Source organism: Paenibacillus sp. JJ-100 (assembly GCF_948329825.1).
GTDB lineage: Bacteria > Bacillota > Bacilli > Paenibacillales > Paenibacillaceae > Paenibacillus.
This window is the reverse complement of record NZ_CAOJCM010000002.1, coordinates 640,056-659,386: the sequence shown is the minus strand read 5'-3', so window position 1 is coordinate 659,386 and position 19,331 is coordinate 640,056. Positions and strand designations below refer to the sequence as shown.

Genomic DNA, 19,331 nt, shown 5'->3' with positions numbered 1-19,331 from the left:
GGCGGCCCCTCAGGGGCTGACCTTTATACATATATTCCGTCATGTTTTCTTAGATGGAGAGCATGCCGGGCACATTTTTTCCTAATCTTAAGGAGGTTTTTATTAATGGGTTTTGTATTGAAGGTAGAAGGCGCAGAAACAATCGAATTGGGAATGGACAATATCCGTTCCGTAATCTATGACACAGACACACCAGATGATTCCAACGCTCGTTCCACAGATGTAGGTGCAACACTGAAAATCAGTGGCAAAATTATTACAGCAACCGACGGTGACAATGCAGATGACACCATGAAACTTGCGTTGTGGTCCCTCGTTCCAGCTGAAAAAGCAGATTGCTACCGTAAAGTAACTTTGGAAGTGGTTGCGGCGGATCAAGTAGTACGTAAAATTTACATGCCTAACGCATTTGTTGTAGATTACACAGAGCGTTTCGGAGATACCGAAGGCGTAGGTGAATTCAGCCTCTTCATCAAACAGAAAAAAGATAAAACGGAATTCACTAAAATTGAAGGCGGCTTCCCTGTATAAGAGGGACCAACGGATGTTACGGACCGGATAAATCCGGTCTGTAGCAACACTGTGATGTTAAGGGGCTCTGTTGCCCCTTAATCTTTATTTATGCCCGAATTCGGCAGGGAGGCAGGAAATCACACGATGAAAGATTATTACGCCGTTCTCGGTGTAGATCGGGAGGCTTCTCCAGATCAGATCAAGAAGGCTTATCGTCAATTGGCGAAGAAATTCCACCCGGATGTCAATGGGGGAGATGCCCAGGCAGAGGCGCGCTTCAAGCAAATACATGAGGCGTACAGTACGCTCGGAAATCCCGAATTAAGGGCAGCATACAATCAGCAACCACGCTCCACAAGGAACCCGGGAGAGACACAGAAAGCAACATCCAGCACTACACGAGAAAAAAGTGGCCCTATAAATGCCGAACAAGTGTGGTCGGATCCATCGCGTATGCAGGAGCAGTTTGAACAGTTTTTTGGCTATCGCCCCAAAGGAAAGGGGAACTCAAACGGTGGCAAAACCGGTCCCGACAAAGGAATGGATATGTCCGCCATGTTTGACCGATATTTCGGAGTTCGAAAAAAGTAAGCCGGTGGCCTGTAATGGACCGTGCCGGTTCAGGCGGAGGTTATGGAAGTGAGACGAGGAAGGTCGGTAATAACGATAGGGCTTGACGCATGCGTCGCCATCATTTCGTTAGCCGTGCTGTATTACATATTTATCATTAACCGGGACGTTAACGCCCAGTGGATAACTGGAATTATTGTGGTCCTCTCTGGAGGAGCTTACTTATATTTTAAATACAAACCTGCCACCAAGGTGGCAAAGAAGCAGCAGTCTTCACGTGTTGTGAAACTCGTTCTGTTGGATGACGATGGTACGAGTGTGAAGGAGTGGTACATTCAGGGCGAGACTAGTGTGTTAATTGGAAAAAGCTCAAAGAACAGTGAGGCGGACATCGATCTGTCCGATACTCCATATGCATCTCTTATTAGCCCGCAGCATGCTGTGCTGAACAGAGCATCAGGCCAGTGGTTCATCGAGGATATTGACTCAGCTAGTGGTGTAGGTGTGCGTAAGGGCAATCAGAGCAAATCATCCAAATTGGAAATCGAAGAACCCAGTCTGATCGAGGCAGGGGACTTAATCTATATTGCCAATACCCGAATTTTGGTGAAGTAAAGTTGGCGACCATTATACAAAGCTTACGGGGGAATGAATAGAAATGAGTCTGACAAGATGTGGGAACGGACATATGTTCAGCACGAGACGACACGGTAACACGTGTCCTTATTGCAATCTGGCCGTTGAGACGCCGGCTTCCGGCAATAGTGAGGCAGCGGGAGCCATTCCACGCGCACCTCGTACCTCAGAGGATGACAAAACGATGCCGTATCTGGGAGAAACAACAGGAATTGAACCGGTAACGGGTTGGATGGTCTGTATCGAAGGTCCGCAGATGGGACAGGATTATCGGATTATGGCCGAAAAGAACTTTATTGGACGTTCGGAAGAGATGCATGTTCGAATTCTTGGAGACAACACAATCTCCAGACGGAATCATGCGGTTATCGTATACGACCCGAAAAAACGAAATTTCTACATGCTACCTGGCGACGCTTCGGGTCTTGCCTATCACAATAATGAAGCGGTCTATTCACCGGTGGAACTGGCTGCCTACGACGTCATCCAATTGGGACGCAGCAAATTCATTTTTATCCCTTTATGTGGTGTGCATTTTGAATGGGAGCAACAGTGACGACTTTCATGATCTTATGGAACGACAAGGAGCTAACGCCCTATTGGGTTCTTGCAGCTGGCTGTTTGTCGATCTGGTTGTTGTTATTCGTCCGAAGCCGTATTCCGGTGAGGCAACGTGACGATAGACCGGCAGGCGTTCAGATTGGGAATGGACAGACGATTGGTGCTCGCAGTGAGCAGGATGATTATTTTGCTTGCGCTGTGGAGTCGTATGGTGTACTTGCGGTACTTGCGGATGGAATTAGCGGTTTATCGGGTGGAAAAGTAGCCAGTACGACTGCTGTCGAAACATTTATCCAGGAGTTTGAGGCGCTCGAGCGGTTTCCAGATCCAGAAGAATTCTGGGATGCATCCTCTCATGCAGCTAATCAGGCGATTCTTCGCAAATTGCTTGGTGTTCCCGGTGGAACAACGTTGGTTTCGGCCATGATCAAAGGCAGGAATCTGTACTGGGGTGCAGTAGGAGACAGTATTTTGGCTGTATTTCGTAAAGGTGAATTACTGTCTATTAATCATAAACACACGCTCGAAACTCAACTTGAAGAACAGTATATGTCTGGAGAGATATCTGAACAGGAGGCACTGGACAACCCGCAGCGCAAAAGGCTGGTCAACTATTTGGGGTACGAACATTTTAAACAAATGGAAATCGCGGACGAGCCGTTTGCACTGCAGCCGGCGGACAAAATTGTATTATGCAGTGACGGGGTGTACAACTCACTCACTGAAATGGAACTGGAGACTATTCTGGCAAAAGATATTTCGCCGTTTGATGCAGCACAGGCCATTATTGATTTGATTGAAGAAAAACAGCTCGTGCATCAGGATAATGCCACGATTATCATTCTGGAGCAAGGATGGTAACGGATCAGGCGACGCACAGGGACGGGGAATGGGGAGACGGATGAGGAAGGAGAACAGTGAATTCAAGACGGCGTTTGTCTCGGAAGCAGGATCATTCCTGAAAAATCGGGATTTCTACGGCTGTGTTGAACTGGAAGATTGGGCTTGTTATGTCATGGCGGATGGACTGGATACAGATACGGAAGTCAATAGTGCGCAGATCACAGTGCAGACTATTCTGGAATCCTTTTTGGAAAAGCCAACCATGTCTAAACGCAGACTGACGGAATATATCAAGATTGCACATGAATGGTTGCAGTATGAGAGCCGCCGGGTAAGACTCAAAGCGGGATTCGTCATCGTTGTGACTGATTATACACGTATGGTGTGGGCATCTGCTGGACACAGTCGATTATATCATTTCCGCGGGAATCGGCTTGTGTTAAAAAGCAAGGATCATAGTGTGGCTGCTCAGCTGGCAGCCGAAGGTCAGATTGCTGAGGATCGTGTAGATCAGCATGATGAGCGTGGCAATCTGAATGAATATGCAGGTAAACCTGGCATGATCAAACCTTACGTATCCGATAAGATCAAGCTGGCTGATGGTGATGTACTTGTACTCTGTACCCCCGGTTTATGGGAAGGGGTTCAGGATGCTGAGATGATCGATGCGGTGGAGGCTGCTAATGACCCACAGACGCTGGCGGATACGCTTGAAGAAGTGATGCTTAGCAAGCAACGTTCGCGAATCGAGAATTATAGTGCAGCAACCATCTATGTGAACAAGACTTTCCATGAAGAGCCCAAAAACCGAAAAAAGTGGATCAAGCGAATCATCATCATGCTGGTGATGCTCCTGATTGTTGGTGGAGCGGGCATCTTCTATGCGGTGAAAAGTGCTGCCAAAAAAGCCGAACTCGCCATGGATATGTTGCAGTATGAACAGAACGCAGACCAGTACGTCAAAGAACAGGAATATGCCAAGGCGGTCTCAGACTACAGCCTGGCTCGCAACAATTCGATCAAGATCAAGGATCCCATACATAAAAAATTGTTGACTGGCAAGATGGCTGCTGCCCAGACTCTGGTTGACGGGGAAGCCCATCTGAAAGAAGGCGATATTGCCAAAGCAACCGCCAGTTATACCAAAGCACTTGATCTGTCTGAGTCCTACAGCATGTTTAATCGGGAAGTTATTCGTGAACGCCTGGATCAGATGACCACCTTCCAGCAAGTGCAGGACTGGATTAAAGAGGGGGATCTAAAACTCCAGAATGGGGACTACAGTGGGGCTATCATTTTGTATAAACGAGCAAGAACGGCTGCCACGGAGACCTCATACAAGGATGCACTGAAGGAAATTGCGACGAAACTGGAGACCGCTGAGACCAAAAGAGCAGACATCAAGCGGCAATCCCGTCAGCTTCAGGCAGATACGTTGGAGCAGAAGGGTGACCGCTTCAATGAAGCCGGAGACTATAGTGGGGCCATGGATGCCTATTCTTCGGCACAGGAAATTTATCAGGAGATCGATATGCTGGAACGCGTGCTGGCTATGGAGCGCAAGATAAACAAGCTGGATGAGAAGTTGAACCCTCCTGTACCAGCGGCTGATCCAATGCAGGATGCGACAGGATTCGATGCTGCCAATACATCGGGTATGAACTTGGATATGACCGGCAGCACGGGCAACATGAGCACAGGCAATACGGCGGGAAGCAGCTCTTCTACGGGCAATGTCACTTCGGCTGGAAGCGGAAATGTAGATACTTCCGGCTCAGGTGCTTCTGCGGGGAAAACGAAAAGTAATACCAGCAGCAATTCTGCCTCCAAGGTGAACGGAACGACCGACGCTGCCGAGGCTGACGTGAATGAACAGGAGTCATCGGAAGGAGGAGATTCGTGATGAAAGACATGATCCGTGACCGTCTTAACAAGATGGAGGATCTCGAACAACGCCGCATGCTCAAAGATCTCATGACCGGCGTTTTTCTCAATCTTGTGGAATATCAGGAGACGCTGAACAAACAGATTGAGCAACGTGTGTTTGATGAGGTGTTACCTCAGGAGGAGCGTCATGACGTATATGTCACATTATGCGCGCGGGAAGATCTGGATCCCATTCATGAATTTCTGTACCCGATCATTCCTGAGGATGCCGAACCACAGACCGTCTATTTGAGTGAGGCCTCAGAGGCACTGGCGCGCAAGGAAGAGATGAAATTGTTCACGTTCTACATGGAGTGCGGACAACAACAATTACAATCTCTGCTGAACAGTAATCGGACATTCCGCGGGGAGATTGTAACCAGTGAAGGCAGACATAACATAACAGTTCGGTTGAAACCAAGCACAGCATATATCTCCAAAGTAGAGGAACTGTATCGAGTGTTTCGCAAGAACAGCCTGCCGTGGAAATCAGTCAATGCTCCGTACATTTTCAAATTTGTTGATTGTGTTCTAGTGGGTTCGGATGATGAGGAGCACTGGGACAAACAGCATACCGTCAAGGAGCTTTCCATCCATCTGGAGGAATGGGAGTCTTACAAAAGAACGAACATGATTCCGTTATGGAATATTCAGAAGCTGGATATGAAAACGGGGGGATTCCCTGTTCCGGCATCGGACCGAATCAATTATGAACATGTCTTGCCCCTCCGTAAAACAGGGATCGAGCATGGATATCTGGTAGATGGTGAAGAGTCTCACATCAGATATATCAAAAGATCGGAAGAAGATATCACCATCGTATCTCCATTAGAGAAATCGGATTCCTGGACCGTACTTAAAGTGACTGTTCCTGTGACGACCCGAATTGGAAGAATGGACTTTCCGCTGTTCTCCAATAACAAAAGGGAAGGATTTGCAGGCAAATACGCACGTCAAGAAGGACGTTCTGTACGGTCCAAGGGAGAAATTGCCCGTATGATTCATGCTTTTCAGGCGGCCGAGGGGATTGAACTGGAAGATGTACAAGTGGTGGCGCCCGGACCTGCTTTGGGAATTACGTACCCGCTTAATGCATTTGTCAGTGATCATGTCCGTGTGGAGACGGATAAACATCGAATGATTTTGAGGTTCAGCAGACAAGAGAAACAGCCGGAACTGGCCATTTTTCTGGATGATTTGCTGAGCTTTCTCGTATCCGAGATCCAGCTGGCATTCCCTGAATACTGTTGCGAAGGGGAATGGATGTGAGTACATCATGAATTATATCTGGGATCTGATTATTCGAGCCAAACGTAATGGGACCGATCTGCGTGACGTAACGTTTGTACCCGCACGTGTATATTCACCCTATATGGAATTGAGTCATACGAACTTGAATGCTTCAAGTGTGGAAAGCACGATTGAAGTTAATCCATATTATCGTTTTTTTGATATATTCCGAGACCTCTTCGATATCAATAATGAAGAGCAAGTCGAGTTGCGGGAGACGCTCTTTGATCTGGTTATTCATTTTCTGGCGGATATGGATTTGATGCAAGGCATGAACAAAAGGGAGTATTACATCCGTTTCATTCTGAAGGATATGCGTTCGGGAATATATGGGGATAGAATTCAGCAACGTCTGGAGCTATTCGGACAGGAGGAACAGGAAGTGATCGCCTGCAACTTGCTCCGACTGTACGATACGGGGGAAGCTGTTCATCTACTAAGGGATACACTCGTTCGAATGTTTCCGCGTTCAACCCTTTATGCCAATTGTGAGGAGAAGGATGAGTTGCTCTTATATATTGGACAGGCTGAACAATCTGAGGCGAAGGAGAAGCTGGAACTGATTCTTGAACTTTTTCTGCCGGTCCGGTTCGACACAGAAATATATTGGAGTCATCATTTTGGCATTCTGGATGCGGACTATACGATGATACAGGACGGGATTGCCCTATATTAAGCAGCACTAGCAGTTGTAAGGAGGAAGATAGATGAACGGGTATTCATACCGATTGTATCCTGATGCTACCGGCAGGGAACGAGCCAGGGGAACCATGCGGTATACGCGTGAAGAGTTGATGGACATGACTACATTTCAACTAAGGAACATTTGCTACAAAGAGCGATTGGTTGAGGGATTAGGTGCTCGCACCGAGCGTGAAGAGCTGATTCGTATTATATTAAAATTTTTGGGGGCAGACGATGTTTTATGGATCAATCCGCCTTGTGAAGGAGGGTTCGAGCGGATACAAAAAGCGATATCTCGTCATATGACGTCCCCCATGAGTAGTGACGGAGGTATCAGTGTACCTGCGAGGTTGATTCTATACGAAGGATTGAACGTGGACAAGCTGGATCGTTATGTGGTTACAGCCCCTGGCGGATTAGTAGAATCCAACGTGCTTTTGGTCAACGAGAGCATGGAGCTATGTGGCATCTTGAACCTGGTCAAGGACGATTCGATATCAGGCACGTTCTATCTGACAGCCGGAAGTGGATCCACATGGAAACGATCAGGGAACAGACAATACAGTCTGCTTTTTTTCCGCAAACGTGATTCGGAATATTTATATCAGACCTACTATTCCAGCCGCCCACTACCGCCAGTTCAACTTCAATATACTCAAATTCCACTGGCAGATCTGGACATCCGAGAGCTTGAACCGACAGATGCTGTACTTGCGATTGATTTTGGCACCTCCAATACGACGGCAGGCGCCTATTTGCATAACGGTTATATTCAAGCACCCAGCAGCCAGGATCTGTTGAATGGACGGGTGCGTCTGGATGCCATTAACTATGTTGCTTTTCCCGACCCTACATACAAAGATACGGATTGGATCGAAGTCCTGCCGACGGCAATTGGTGTGGCGGATTGTTCCGACCCAGCGAACGTTCGTTACGAATTCGGTTATGAAGCGCTGAGAAGCATGCGTCGTGGTGGATATAGCAGCCGTGCCAGTGTGTTCCGAAGCATGAAACGCTGGGTGAGCAATTATAACAAAATGGAGGAAATTGTAGATGCTCATGGGAATGCCGTTATGGTCTCCCGTATGGATCTGTTACGCGCGTACATGAATTACATTATTCAAACAGCAGAACACCAGTTCAAGTGCAAGTTTCGTCATGTGCACTTCACCAGTCCGGTGAAGATGAAAACACAGTTTTTGCAGATGTTTGGCGAGATGCTTCCGGATTATCAGATTGAGCAGACCTATGCGTTGGATGAGGGAATGGCTGTACTCTATAACACTCTTGCGGACGGAATGGAACGCGGTGCTTTTATGGAGGGGCAGACGTACCATGCACTCGTGATTGATTGTGGCGGTGGAACGACGGACTTGTCATCCTGTGCCTTTACGATCGAGGACGGGCATATGGCCTACAAGCTGGATATCCATACCACCTACGAAAACGGGGACACTAACTTCGGAGGTCACAATATTACCTATCGCATTATGCAATTCATGAAAATCATATTTGCCGAATACTACAGCGGACGTCGTCAAGTTACGGATATCGATAGCCTGATCGAAGCACCGGGGGCAGACGTATTCCGTCAAGTGGACGAAGAAGGTGTGAGATCCGTCTATCAGAAGCTGGAACAGCGGTATGAGGAAGCAGAACATATCATTCCTACGGCTTTTGCGCGTAGAGAGAATTGTTCACGGGATGAGTACCTGCGAGTACGCGGCAACTTCTACTTCCTGTGGGAAATCGCAGAAGAGATGAAACAGCAATTTTTCCGCAAAACAGGCATCCTGCGTAATCGATTCCATTCCGAGATGGAGGATGACGGGGATAGTGATCTGCAGATCACGACGATGGAGCGTTGGTTCCTCTCGGTAGTGCGGAATGGGGAGCTGAAGGACGAATACGAGTTCCCCGATGTGGTGTTCAATATCAAGGAAATTACCCAGCTGATTAAGGCTGATATCTATGAAGTGGTTCGTAAGTTTCTGGATGATTTCTATCGTCAGGGGCGGATGAGCCAGTACTCGATTATCAAGTTGACGGGTCAGTCCTGCCGCATTGATGTATTTCGGGAAGCGCTGAAAGAGTTCGTTCCAGGCCGAAGCATTGAGTTCCGACAAAAACCTGCCGAAGGACGTGTGCCTGATCTTAAACTCGCCTGTCTTCGAGGGGCAATTCGTTATCTGAGTGCCCGCAAAACAGGAAGCGTTCAAGCCGAGATTACGCATGATGCCGCTGTAATTCCGTATACGGTAAGTGCCTACACGCATAATGGACGTGAGAAAATACTGATCAGCAGTCTAGATCGGAGTGATGGCATTCCTGGCAGTATATCCCGTCCGTTCGAGACGGCCGAAGTGGAGTTGTATCTGAGCGGAAGTGATGGTCAATTGAGACAGAAAATGGTGTATCCGAACCGTCCAGATGCGTATAAAGAGGTGCTCTACGAAGAGATCCGAGATCAGTACGGAGATAAAATTCCGCAGGATGATACGGATTCCATCGTGAATGGAGAGACGAAGTTTTTTGTTTTTCCAGATGATCGTCATTGGGGCTTCCATGTGTTACCTGTAGCTCGCAGAAACGAACGACTGTATCTGGGTACGCAGAAGCTGTTACCGTTTGAAACGGATTTATCTGAACTGGACTTCTTTGACGGAATGAAGTAGAGCACACGAGCAGAAAGGAGGGATCATGCTCATGTTCACATATACGTATCCGCATTTTAACAAGGGAAGAATCTTGAAAACGTCGATGCTGGAGGGGTTACGCGATTTCCCCAGAGATTACATCGAACTGTACTATCGTGGTTACGCTGACGGCATCCTCGCAGGTGCAGAGGTAGAAGTCTTCCCGGACAAGTTGGTGGTTGCTCCAGGAATGGTGCTGCATAAAGGAAGGCTTTATATGCTGACAGAGCCTATGGAACTGGTATATCAGGCTACAGGCCGAGTCAATGTGCTCAAACTTCGATTTCATGCGGATGAAACGGGGAGTGACATGACCACAAGTCATTCGGAACTGGTGCTCGATGAAGAGATAACGTGTGCACCCGGCGAACTCGAACTAGCTCGATTCAAGCTGAAGGAAGGAGCTCGGCTACGCCGAGACTACCAGACCTTCGCCGATCTGGCGACAGAGTTCAACACGCTGCATGTCATTCATGTTCCTTATGCAGCCGAGGGGGCCAGCACCTTATCTCCGGTTGTCATGAAGGATTATGCCGAGAGGTTGCTTCGAACGGGGACCTCTGATCCTCAGGACCTGGTCTTTGCCATGATGTGTCTGAACGAAGGAACAGTTGCACGCAGCGTCATTTTGCATCACATTGCCAGTCGATTGGGGCTGGAGTACAGAGAGTACGATCATGCACAGATTCATCGATACCTGGATCGTATACTGGCGAATGCAGGTCGGGGAATGGGACGCTCAGGTATGCCTGCGGGCGGACCGCATCGAATGATTGTGGATTGAATTTTCATAGAAAGGGAGGATGGAAATCGTTATGGAACATATGGATCGCAAAATCATCCCGATGTTATATAGCAAAGTATTAAACGACGAACCTATTCAGGGAACAGAGACTAGAGAGAGTGATGCCTCTCCTGAACCAAGTGATGTTAAACCATTCGAGCCAATAACGATGATACATCTTGAACATGAAACGATACATCTGAGAAGAGCGGAGCTATACGAGGGAAAGGTTACGGTATCTCTACCCCGCACATTTCGTTTGGTGACAGAGAGAGAGGCTCAGTTAAAATATCCGTCATCCCATCGTCCTGAATGGATCTATACCAATGATTCGGGAACGATCAACTTTACATTCAATACACTGGACCATCGTCTTACTCCGGAAGAGTTGAATTCTTTTACGGAATCTATGGCTGATGTAATCCGTGCAACCCAACCTGTACGAGAATGGAAAAAACACGGCGTTCGAGTGACAGATGCAGGTGTGACCACGGGTTACTGCCAGTTCGCTGTTCAGGGACTAAATGATCAGATCTATAACCATATGGTATTCACCATTTTAAATCAGAAAGTCCTTGTCTATGGCTTTAACTGTACGGACGATGAGAAGAAAAATTGGATAGAACCCGGTGGTACACTTCTGGATACACTCATTGTCGAACCGAAATAGAGAGGAGCTGAGTCTATGAGCCTGACGTATGAAAATCTGATCATTGAACCATATGAACTCGTACATCTACAGGAATTGACGATACGCAAGAAGATGGACGAGCACACCCGCCTTGTTTTCAAAGGTATGGTATCCGAGGAATGGAAAGATCGATATGTGGATGTTACCGATCAGAGTACTGCGATTGAAGTGTGGCAAAAGGATGAGGATGGTAATAGAAGTCCGCTATTTAAAGGCATTCCGTTATCTGTAGAAGTGCAGGTTGTGAGGGGCGTATATACGCTCCAGGTTGAAGCGATATCACATACATACCTGATGGATGTCAAGAAGCGAACGCGTACGTTTCAAAATATCCAGATGACGCTCCCTGATTTGTTAAAGGAGCTGGATCAGGATTATCCGGGACTGGACGTGATCGATGAGGGGACCGGAGGAGCTAAGATTGGCAAGGTTGCTGTGCAATATCAGGAAACAGACTGGGCATTTCTCAGAAGACTGGCTTCCCGATTTCATACAAGTCTGATGCCTGCGGCTCAATTCGACAGCCCCAAATTTTATTTCGGCGTATATGAGCATGGTAACTCGATCGAACTGGATAATACACGTTATACCATCCACAAAAACATGACTCCGTTTATGTACTTCACAGAGAACGAAACTGTAAATGTGAATGAAAGTGACTTCATTGTATATGAAGTGGAGACGGATCAAGTCATGGAACTGGGACACCATATCAGTTTTCGTGGCAGAAGCCTGTATCTTACGGAAGCCTATACGGAACTCGCCGGAGGTATTCTAAGGCATAAATATGTGCTGAGTCTTCACAAAGGATTACGACAGAGGACGTATTACAATCCTCTGATTGCCGGAAGTTCACTAATGGGACGCATAATCGCAGTACATGGTGGACATGTCAGAGTGCAACTGAATTGTGATAAGGAACAGAAAGCGGAGAATGGACTATGGCTACTATATCAGTCTCCCTACATTGCGGAGGGGCAGACTGGATGGTACGTGATGCCAGAGATTGGTGATCCGGTGGCTGTTTATTTCCCAACCCAGCATGAAGAAGAGGCCTATGCTACGCCAGCGCCCAGACTAGATACACAGGTGACAGGAACGAACCAATTGAACAATCCGGATCACAAAATTTTTCGTACACCCCATGGCAAGGAGATCAGGCTAACACCAGACTCCATTTTCATCACTGGCAAGGAAGGAGAAGTGTTTATCCGATTGAGTGGTGATGAGGGCATTCAAATCAAGGGAAACCAGCAAGTCACAATGTCTGCAGGGGGAAGTCTTTCCTTGAAAGCAGGAAAGAAAATGATACTGTCTGCCGGTTCTCAGTTACTTCTTGAAGGTGGAGGAGGGACGTTCCAATTGGATGGGCAGGCACAGATGAGTGGTTCTGAGGTGAAATCCAACTAAACATATGTATTTGTAGTCGAGGGAGGGGTGTAACCAAGTGAACCGAAAGGATTCGTTGAAGCACTTTTATGCCGATCAGGTGGAGCAAGAGCGAGTCAGGCTGATGGACGATTTAAAGCGTACGTTAGAGAGCAGATCAACCGAGTTGACGGCAAAATATATGGAACATTTCACAGAGTTTATTAAAGAAGTTGCGCTTGCTCAGCAGGTTGGGACAAAAGGAAAAATCGCCTACATCCAGTACTCTATGTTGCGAACGGAAGTACTCAATGGGGCGATGAATGTGCTGGTTGAGGCCTGTGATTCGTCGTGGTTGCTGGATCGCAGCCCCGTGCGAACGTATTACTCTGCACAATGGGCCTACGATTGTGTGGAACGGATGATTGAAAGGTTGAAACAAACTTTACCTTCTTATCAAGGTGCCGTGACAGCTGTGGAACTGGAACATGTTCGGTTGCAGCAGGTGGCTTTGGTGAATCGTTATCTCGTCTATTTCATCCGTCGATGTGGCTATTTGCTGGAAGACTTGGAGTTGCATTTGCATATGCAACTTGAACAGAACTTCGAAATACGTCTTGGAGAGTATCTTGATGCGAGTGAATGCGTATTCCGATTGGACCGGAGAGAGAGAAGCATTGAAGAGATTGGTGAGGAACTGGAGGAAAGCAATGGTATTGCTGTCATGTATGCGCATTTTCAAGGGCTGAGTATGGCGGAAATGGAGTGTAGCGACTTGGACTTTCGTTTCAGCAGGTTTGAGCATGTAGATTTGAAATGGACGGATTTTCAACGTTGCATGCTTGTGGGCACACGCTGGCGGAATTGCGAAATGGACGGGGTGAATTTCTCGGATAGTCTTATACATGGAGCGGATTTCAGTGGTTGCTCCCTTCAAGGAGCTGTATTCAGAGGTGTAGTTGGAGACATGGGACAACCAGAGGGACTTGTACAGGGGCCTGGATATGATGCAGTTAACTTCAAGAATTCAAACCTGGAGGGAGCGGATTTTAGAGGGGCTAATCTTCGAGGTGCCAACTTCAGCGGAGCTAACCTGGTAGATACACTGTGGGATAATGCCAATATTGACGGGGCGATTTTTGACGATGCCGAAAGGAGGACAAGGTTATCCAATACTTTCGCTTAATGGCAGATTCCAGATGGATTCATCGCGCTGAGACTGAGCCCGTAGGTGAACTTCAGCGAAGGGCATGGAGTCAGGCTTTTCATGATTCCAACATCGACCTTACGGCGATCAGCTTGAATGTCCGCGGTGGAGTTCATGTGGACTATACGGATTATATGGAACACCCGATTCCGCTCGTATCGGATCGTTTACTTGAGGTATTAGCGCTATATCAACCGAGCCTGAAGCGAAGGGCAGCTGTCCTTACGGACAGGGAGCGTATGACCCAGGAAACATATTGGGCGATCCATCCGCCTGCACTTGCAAATCTGCTGTCAACTCATACAAAGCGGCGTATAGACGGAAGTCTGGAACAGCTCGTCCTGAGACGGGGAATAGTGGAGGTCCCTTTGTTCCAATTAGTGGACCTACGTGAAACGGTCATGATTGTAAATCTCGCATTAGCGGAGAGTATTCTGCGAAGAGATATCACAGGCGTACGACTGGTGAAGCTGGAGCAGGAGTCGACAGCTTAGAAGGGAGAGAATCGGATGGCGCAAAAACAAGATTTGGACACGCAAATTCAAATTGCTGGAGATGCACCTAAAAGCTATGTCGTTGCTGGCGCAATTCTGAGGTGTAACTGTGGTACGCAACGAACACGTTTGAAAATTCCATTCAGTCATGGGGTTTATATTAAAGGTAAGGCACAGATGACGGTGGAAGATTACATTCCCGGTATACATATCGGTTCTTTCGGCAACTGTTCTAACCCACAGAACCCCGCAGTGGAAAGTAGTACAATGGTCGATATTTATGGAGTAAAGAAAGCCCCGTGTATGCCCGTTTTGACCATGCCCTGGCTGCATGGCAAGGGAGATACCGAGGTAGAAGGGAAAGCAGCCCTGCTCAGCCAATGCACACATAAGTGTCTCTATGGTGGAGATATCGTTATTGAAGATGATGGGCAGCAATTGGATTTCTAACCATGGACGAATTGACAAAGGTTTTACAAGATCGTATTGGATACGAACAGCTTCGTCTGTATTGGCCGTATAAAGCTCAATGGTTGGAAGAGGTACGCATTACACGCCAGGTGAACGAGCACGCGAAGTTGTACGTTAGTGGAGTTATTCCTGAAGAAGATGGACCGGGTATCCTTCGAATTCAGGCTGAAGGGGAATCAATTGTACTCAGGCAAGTTGATGAAGCAGGAAAGTCTGTAAGACGTTTGTTTCATGGTGTTATGACGTCTCTTAAAGTTCACCTGTCTGGAGGAATATATCGATTCGAGGTCGAAGCGTTATCTAATACATATCAGATGGATATTCATATTGCAGAACGGGCGTTCCAAAATAGAGGTTGGACATTTGGAGAACTCATCCGATACATTATGAATCCATACCGATATTCAGACGTCATTGATCAGGTAACGGGGAATACCCAATTAAGCGGACTTGTTTTACAATATAGAGAAACCGACTGGATGTTTCTGCGAAGGCTCGCATCCAGGTTTGGCACGTTCTTAGTGCCTGAAGTAACCGCTGCTTCACCCAAGATTTTTTTTGGTCTACCGACAGGAAGGTTATGGAAATGGCCGCAAGATCAATCCTATCGCGTCCGGAATGAGCTCGGAGAAATGCGATGGCATGGTCCGGAGGCTAAGGAGAAATATGTGATCCGAAGTCCCAAAGGCAATCAGGGTCTTCTCCAGTACACGATGGACAGTGCCGAAACCTATGCGCTGGGTGACAAGGTCGAACTTCCTGATGGCAGAGAGCTAACGGTAGTTGAAGCTGTATCTCGCCTCGAATCAGGTCTGCTGATGACCTCTTACCGCATGATGTTGGAAGAGCAGATAAGCGTACCGAGATGTGAACTTTCGGATCTGATCGGTCTGTCGCTTTACGGAGAAGTTGTCCGGGTGATACAGGATCACGTACAAATTAAATTGCCAATGGACGAGGGTCCATTGGTGCAAGGCTCCTTATGCCCATATCCAGTAGCACCAACCTATGCAGCGGAAGGACATAGCGGACTGTACATGATGCCGGAGATCGGAGATACTGTAGAACTGTATTTCCCTGAGAGTCTGGAATCCGGCGCGTATATTCGACATTCAATTCCGGAAGGCAAACGTTCTGCGGAAGGTGGTACGGAGCATAAGGTTATGGGTCATCCTGCTGGGCCTTCGGTCGGCATGTCGCCTGAGGATGTGACGCTGCAAGCCGGATCAGGTCTGACGATCACTCTTAACGATCAGGGCGTGGTATTGTCCAGTCCTGGTAACCTTTCGATTCAGGGAGGCAACATTGCGCTGGAGGCTGGAAAGATTCAGGGTTCTTCGCCAGAAGCCATCTGGCTGATGGGTGGAGGGAGCAGCTTCATATTGGATGGCCAGGCTGATGTACGTGCAGCCCAGATTCAGCAGGAGGGCAGCAATAAGGCGCCAGTGTACGTCGCTGATTTACCCCCGGAGCCAGAGCCGCCACTGATTCCACTAGAGCAATACGAAGCGGCTCAGGCTGCGGCGCTGGCAGCCAAGACGGAAGCCGCTGTGCAGGCATCAACCACGAGTATGAAGGAAGCGTCCTTATTTGGCGCAGCGTTAGCCATTACCGCTATGATTCCCATCGTGGGTGCCCTGGGCGGAGCCTCTGCTGCGATAGCTCAAGGCGTAGGTATTGCTTCCGTAGCAGCAGGTGTGATCTCGAGTGTTCCGAAAGTGGGATCATTCAAGCCTTCGGCTCTTAGCTTATGGGATCAACTGAAAGCTGGGTTCACCCAATTCGTTCAGGACGAGCAGGATGCCAAGCGCAACTTACTCGGCAAAGTACTGACAGCAGCTCGCGAATTATCTACGGCAACGTCGTTTCCAGACTTTATTAAGAAACTGCATAAGCAACATCAGGAGATTAGTACATTCATCCATCAGATTCCTGAACCGATTAAGAAGAAATGGGTGTATCAACAGGAACAAGATAGATTGGAAAAGAAAAAAAATTACACGTGGAAAGAGTTAGACACTTGGCGCTACAAAGTTCCTGTGGACGAAGATGGGAATGTGAACTTGCATGAATATGCAAAGGATCACGGGATGTGGACTAAAGAATCCGCTAGTAAGCATCGTCCCCCAGTGGAACCTGTGCAGGATCTATACCAATTGCAGATCAAGGCGTTTGAGCTGGGTATTCACCCCTTCACAGGAGAGCCTGTTCCAGATTCCTATGCTCAGTTGATGATCAATATGCTCAAAACGGATCAATTCTTATCACTTTTCAGCATGGTCGCAAGCAGCATGTACAGCGCCAAGAGTATGTCTAAGAGCCCAGGAATGAGCTCAGTAACCAGCAAGATAATGAAAAACATTCAGAGTGCGGAATCTGCGAGTAAGAAGTCGAGTGTAGGGCTATCCACAGCGAAGTCATTTATCAAGAAAAAATGGGAAGAGAGTCAGCGGGTCGGTATTGTTCCGGGGAGCTTCTGGTCAAATCATGATTCAAAAAAAACAGGTTCAGGCTCCTTAAGTAAATCTAGTGGTGAAGATGGAGTTAGTTCCAATGCGGGGAAACCTCCCAAGACTGCAGCCGAAACTTCAAAGCCGACGGTGAAACCTGGTTCAACTGCTGTGCCTGACAAATCAGCAGGTTCAAAACCAAGCTCTTCGAATAAGTACACGGACGGTTCAAGTACGAAGCCGAAAGATGCAACCCCGAACTCAGGAAGTTCGAAATCGAATCCGGTTAACAATAAAACACCGAATGACGTGAATACCTGGAAGTCTTCTTCAATGAAGGATAAAGATGTGTCTAAGCCAAAAGATGACACTAAGCCGCCCAAGCCGAAGGAAAATCAGGATGATGCTAAACCTGAGGATAATCAAGATGGTCCTGAGGTGACGCGCAAACCTATAGTTAATGTTGACTGGAGTAAATACAATCGTGTAGACGATTATAAGCCAAAGTTTGTGGATAAGGATGAAAAACTTGAATATAAAGTTGGATTAAGGGACTATGATGAGATTAGAAGTGCTGGTATGACTGATATTGAACAGGTTTCAAAAAATACAGGCCTGTCAGTAGATGAAATTAGGGTTATGAAACAGCACATGTTTTTTGATACACATAATATTCCTTTAGATAACTACAATTATAGAGTTGGGAATTTTACTCCAGATTTGGAAATAGGTTATATATGGAAAGTGGCACAAAAAGGTGAATTAAATCCTAAACAAAAACAATGGTTTCAGGAGATTGCTAGACATGAATTGACAGAACGTGAATTAATGAAACGTGGTCATCCATATAAAGACCCCGATTCGTATTCGCCTGATAGAGAAAGTTTTAATTCAAAACCTCCAGGTGCACATGATTTAGCTTCTCCACAACCTAAATTTGAGCTTCCTGGGGCATACGACTATATTGAAAAAAGCAAAAAAGAATTAGAGAAAATGGAGAGAGAAAGTAAATGAAAAGATTAAATCAGGCAATTGAACGTATCTCTGCTATTGATTGGAACTGTATTGGGAAAAGGGAAAGTAGATCACATGCTCATCTATGTAGTGAATATCTAAGAAGAGCATCAATATTTCTTAATGATTTTCCAGGTTCTTGTATATATCCATTCATTGTGATATCAAATTCGATAACTAAGTCGCCAGAAAATATTGGAGAATTACAAGTGTTGGATAAAATTAACAACAGCTACCATAGAGTAATTGTTAATAGTTATTTAGAGCTAAATGCATTAATTGATGAAGGAAATCGAATAGCTATCGAAAATAAGGATTTATTTGAGCCAGTAATTAAGCTTTATGAAAGAGGAGGTTCATTCTATAAAAGGGGAGGATTTGTAAATGTCGCTGGTGAATCCTTCAAGATTGTAGATCGAACTAGAAAAGAACCACTTGATATAAGTGATCATTATTTAGATCAAATGGATTTAGAACAAGACATGGAAATAATGTGGGATAGTGAGGATAATATTGTTATTGAAAACTACTTGGAACATGCTCAAAATAGAATTTCTTCCATTGACTTCATGATTGAAGAATCAGAAAAGAAGTCCCATCTAATCCTAGCAAATGAATTTTTAAAAAGAGCAGCATATTTTGAACGATTTTCATATTTGGATTTGAGTCTCGAGAGTCCGTTTGTTAATGTTGCAGAAGCTTTGGGATATTCACCCGCTTTAAGAATAGAAAAGATATGTCCAACAATTCTATCAATTCAAAATGAAATAATCAAGTCTATTTGTATACAATACTTGGAGTTATCTGCATTAGTTGATCAGGGCGTACAAAGAGCTCGAAAATATTATAATTTATATGAGCCAGTAATAAAATTGTTTGAAAGAGGCGGGAAAATTGACCTTGTGGATAACAAAATTGTTATTGGATCAAAAATTGTTCCGCTTTCTGACTGGTATGTATATGCAATGACAAGACCAGAAAGTGATATAAGTAATAGTAGTTTGAATGCTCTTGATAGCTAGACATCTCCTTGTTATAAAAATTGCTCAATTTCTTGGCTGTTAAATATTTGTGTAACTCAATTATAACTTCAATAGAAGATCGACGGATTGTAATATGAAGTGCGACACCTA

The 19,331-nt window shown here is 46.3% G+C and carries 17 protein-coding genes; all 17 read left to right on the top strand.

What is annotated here, in order from left to right; all coding sequences use genetic code 11:
- The first annotated feature begins 105 nt into the window (after nucleotides 1-105).
- The 17 genes from PQG66_RS09695 (at nucleotide 106) to PQG66_RS09615 (ending at nucleotide 19,220) form a co-directional block, all read left to right on the top strand.
- Nucleotides 106-531 carry a membrane-associated protease 1 gene (locus tag PQG66_RS09695; RefSeq protein ID WP_272037484.1) on the top strand — a complete coding sequence of 142 codons (426 nt, stop codon included), beginning with the start codon at nucleotides 106-108 and terminating at the stop codon, nucleotides 529-531.
- Between the two features lie 126 nt (nucleotides 532-657).
- On the top strand, nucleotides 658-1,104 hold the full coding sequence (locus PQG66_RS09690; RefSeq protein ID WP_272037483.1) for a J domain-containing protein: 447 nt from the start codon (nucleotides 658-660) through the stop codon (nucleotides 1,102-1,104).
- Between the two features lie 42 nt (nucleotides 1,105-1,146).
- Nucleotides 1,147-1,698, top strand: coding sequence for an FHA domain-containing protein (locus PQG66_RS09685; protein ID WP_442955073.1), 552 nt, complete (start codon nucleotides 1,147-1,149; stop codon nucleotides 1,696-1,698).
- Nucleotides 1,699-1,741: 43 nt separating this feature from the next.
- Nucleotides 1,742-2,275 carry an FHA domain-containing protein gene (locus PQG66_RS09680; RefSeq protein WP_272037481.1) on the top strand — a complete coding sequence of 178 codons (534 nt, stop codon included), beginning with the start codon at nucleotides 1,742-1,744 and terminating at the stop codon, nucleotides 2,273-2,275.
- Complete coding sequence (locus PQG66_RS09675; RefSeq protein WP_272037480.1) at nucleotides 2,260-3,141, top strand: PP2C family protein-serine/threonine phosphatase; 882 nt, start codon at nucleotides 2,260-2,262, stop codon at nucleotides 3,139-3,141. Before PQG66_RS09680 ends, PQG66_RS09675 begins: the two co-directional genes overlap by 16 nt.
- Nucleotides 3,107-5,026, top strand: coding sequence for a SpoIIE family protein phosphatase (locus PQG66_RS09670; RefSeq protein ID WP_272037479.1), 1,920 nt, complete (start codon nucleotides 3,107-3,109; stop codon nucleotides 5,024-5,026). Before PQG66_RS09675 ends, PQG66_RS09670 begins: the two co-directional genes overlap by 35 nt.
- Nucleotides 5,026-6,318: a normocyte-binding protein gene (locus PQG66_RS09665; protein ID WP_272037478.1), complete on the top strand. Its 1,293-nt coding sequence runs from the start codon at nucleotides 5,026-5,028 to the stop codon at nucleotides 6,316-6,318. The genes PQG66_RS09670 and PQG66_RS09665 overlap by 1 nt, the downstream gene beginning before the upstream one ends.
- Nucleotides 6,319-6,325: 7 nt before the next feature.
- Complete coding sequence (locus PQG66_RS09660; protein WP_272037477.1) at nucleotides 6,326-7,015, top strand: iron-dependent peroxidase; 690 nt, start codon at nucleotides 6,326-6,328, stop codon at nucleotides 7,013-7,015.
- A 31-nt stretch (nucleotides 7,016-7,046) separates the two neighbouring features.
- Entirely contained in the window at nucleotides 7,047-9,698 is a 2,652-nt protein-coding gene (locus tag PQG66_RS09655; protein ID WP_272037476.1) for a molecular chaperone, read from the top strand.
- A gap of 31 nt (nucleotides 9,699-9,729) precedes the next feature.
- Nucleotides 9,730-10,503, top strand: coding sequence for a DNA and RNA helicase (locus tag PQG66_RS09650; RefSeq protein ID WP_272038126.1), 774 nt, complete (start codon nucleotides 9,730-9,732; stop codon nucleotides 10,501-10,503).
- Between the two features lie 31 nt (nucleotides 10,504-10,534).
- A complete protein-coding gene (locus PQG66_RS09645; RefSeq protein WP_272037475.1) occupies nucleotides 10,535-11,173 on the top strand; it encodes a hypothetical protein in 639 nt (212 codons plus the stop codon).
- A gap of 15 nt (nucleotides 11,174-11,188) precedes the next feature.
- Entirely contained in the window at nucleotides 11,189-12,604 is a 1,416-nt protein-coding gene (locus PQG66_RS09640) for a phage baseplate assembly protein V (protein WP_272037474.1), read from the top strand.
- Nucleotides 12,605-12,641: 37 nt separating this feature from the next.
- Complete coding sequence (locus PQG66_RS09635; protein WP_272037473.1) at nucleotides 12,642-13,748, top strand: pentapeptide repeat-containing protein; 1,107 nt, start codon at nucleotides 12,642-12,644, stop codon at nucleotides 13,746-13,748.
- Nucleotides 13,748-14,263, top strand: a complete 516-nt coding sequence (locus PQG66_RS09630; protein ID WP_272037472.1) for a hypothetical protein — start codon at nucleotides 13,748-13,750, stop codon at nucleotides 14,261-14,263. Before PQG66_RS09635 ends, PQG66_RS09630 begins: the two co-directional genes overlap by 1 nt.
- 15 nt (nucleotides 14,264-14,278) lie before the next feature.
- On the top strand, nucleotides 14,279-14,713 hold the full coding sequence (locus PQG66_RS09625) for a DUF4280 domain-containing protein (protein WP_272037471.1): 435 nt from the start codon (nucleotides 14,279-14,281) through the stop codon (nucleotides 14,711-14,713).
- 2 nt (nucleotides 14,714-14,715) lie between these two features.
- Complete coding sequence (locus tag PQG66_RS09620; RefSeq protein WP_272037470.1) at nucleotides 14,716-18,198, top strand: hypothetical protein; 3,483 nt, start codon at nucleotides 14,716-14,718, stop codon at nucleotides 18,196-18,198.
- On the top strand, nucleotides 18,195-19,220 hold the full coding sequence (locus tag PQG66_RS09615) for a hypothetical protein (protein WP_272037469.1): 1,026 nt from the start codon (nucleotides 18,195-18,197) through the stop codon (nucleotides 19,218-19,220). Before PQG66_RS09620 ends, PQG66_RS09615 begins: the two co-directional genes overlap by 4 nt.
- The last annotated feature ends 111 nt before the right edge of the window (nucleotides 19,221-19,331 follow it).

Excerpts from the sequence above, each read along its gene's own strand:
- PQG66_RS09640 (WP_272037474.1), top strand. The coding sequence starts at position 11,189 with ATGAGCCTGACGTATGAAAATCTGATCATTGAACCATATGAACTCGTA.
- PQG66_RS09660 (WP_272037477.1), top strand. The coding sequence starts at position 6,326 with ATGAATTATATCTGGGATCTGATTATTCGAGCCAAACGTAATGGGACC.
- PQG66_RS09630 (WP_272037472.1), top strand. The coding sequence starts at position 13,748 with ATGGCAGATTCCAGATGGATTCATCGCGCTGAGACTGAGCCCGTAGGT.
- PQG66_RS09675 (WP_272037480.1), top strand. The coding sequence starts at position 2,260 with ATGGGAGCAACAGTGACGACTTTCATGATCTTATGGAACGACAAGGAG.
- PQG66_RS09645 (WP_272037475.1), top strand. The coding sequence starts at position 10,535 with ATGGAACATATGGATCGCAAAATCATCCCGATGTTATATAGCAAAGTA.
- PQG66_RS09695 (WP_272037484.1), top strand. The coding sequence starts at position 106 with ATGGGTTTTGTATTGAAGGTAGAAGGCGCAGAAACAATCGAATTGGGA.
- PQG66_RS09670 (WP_272037479.1), top strand. The coding sequence starts at position 3,107 with ATGCCACGATTATCATTCTGGAGCAAGGATGGTAACGGATCAGGCGAC.
- PQG66_RS09650 (WP_272038126.1), top strand. The coding sequence starts at position 9,730 with ATGTTCACATATACGTATCCGCATTTTAACAAGGGAAGAATCTTGAAA.
- PQG66_RS09625 (WP_272037471.1), top strand. The coding sequence starts at position 14,279 with ATGGCGCAAAAACAAGATTTGGACACGCAAATTCAAATTGCTGGAGAT.
- PQG66_RS09615 (WP_272037469.1), top strand. The coding sequence starts at position 18,195 with ATGAAAAGATTAAATCAGGCAATTGAACGTATCTCTGCTATTGATTGG.
- PQG66_RS09665 (WP_272037478.1), top strand. The coding sequence starts at position 5,026 with ATGAAAGACATGATCCGTGACCGTCTTAACAAGATGGAGGATCTCGAA.
- PQG66_RS09620 (WP_272037470.1), top strand. The coding sequence starts at position 14,716 with ATGGACGAATTGACAAAGGTTTTACAAGATCGTATTGGATACGAACAG.
- PQG66_RS09685 (WP_442955073.1), top strand. The coding sequence starts at position 1,147 with ATGGAAGTGAGACGAGGAAGGTCGGTAATAACGATAGGGCTTGACGCA.
- PQG66_RS09690 (WP_272037483.1), top strand. The coding sequence starts at position 658 with ATGAAAGATTATTACGCCGTTCTCGGTGTAGATCGGGAGGCTTCTCCA.
- PQG66_RS09680 (WP_272037481.1), top strand. The coding sequence starts at position 1,742 with ATGAGTCTGACAAGATGTGGGAACGGACATATGTTCAGCACGAGACGA.
- PQG66_RS09655 (WP_272037476.1), top strand. The coding sequence starts at position 7,047 with ATGAACGGGTATTCATACCGATTGTATCCTGATGCTACCGGCAGGGAA.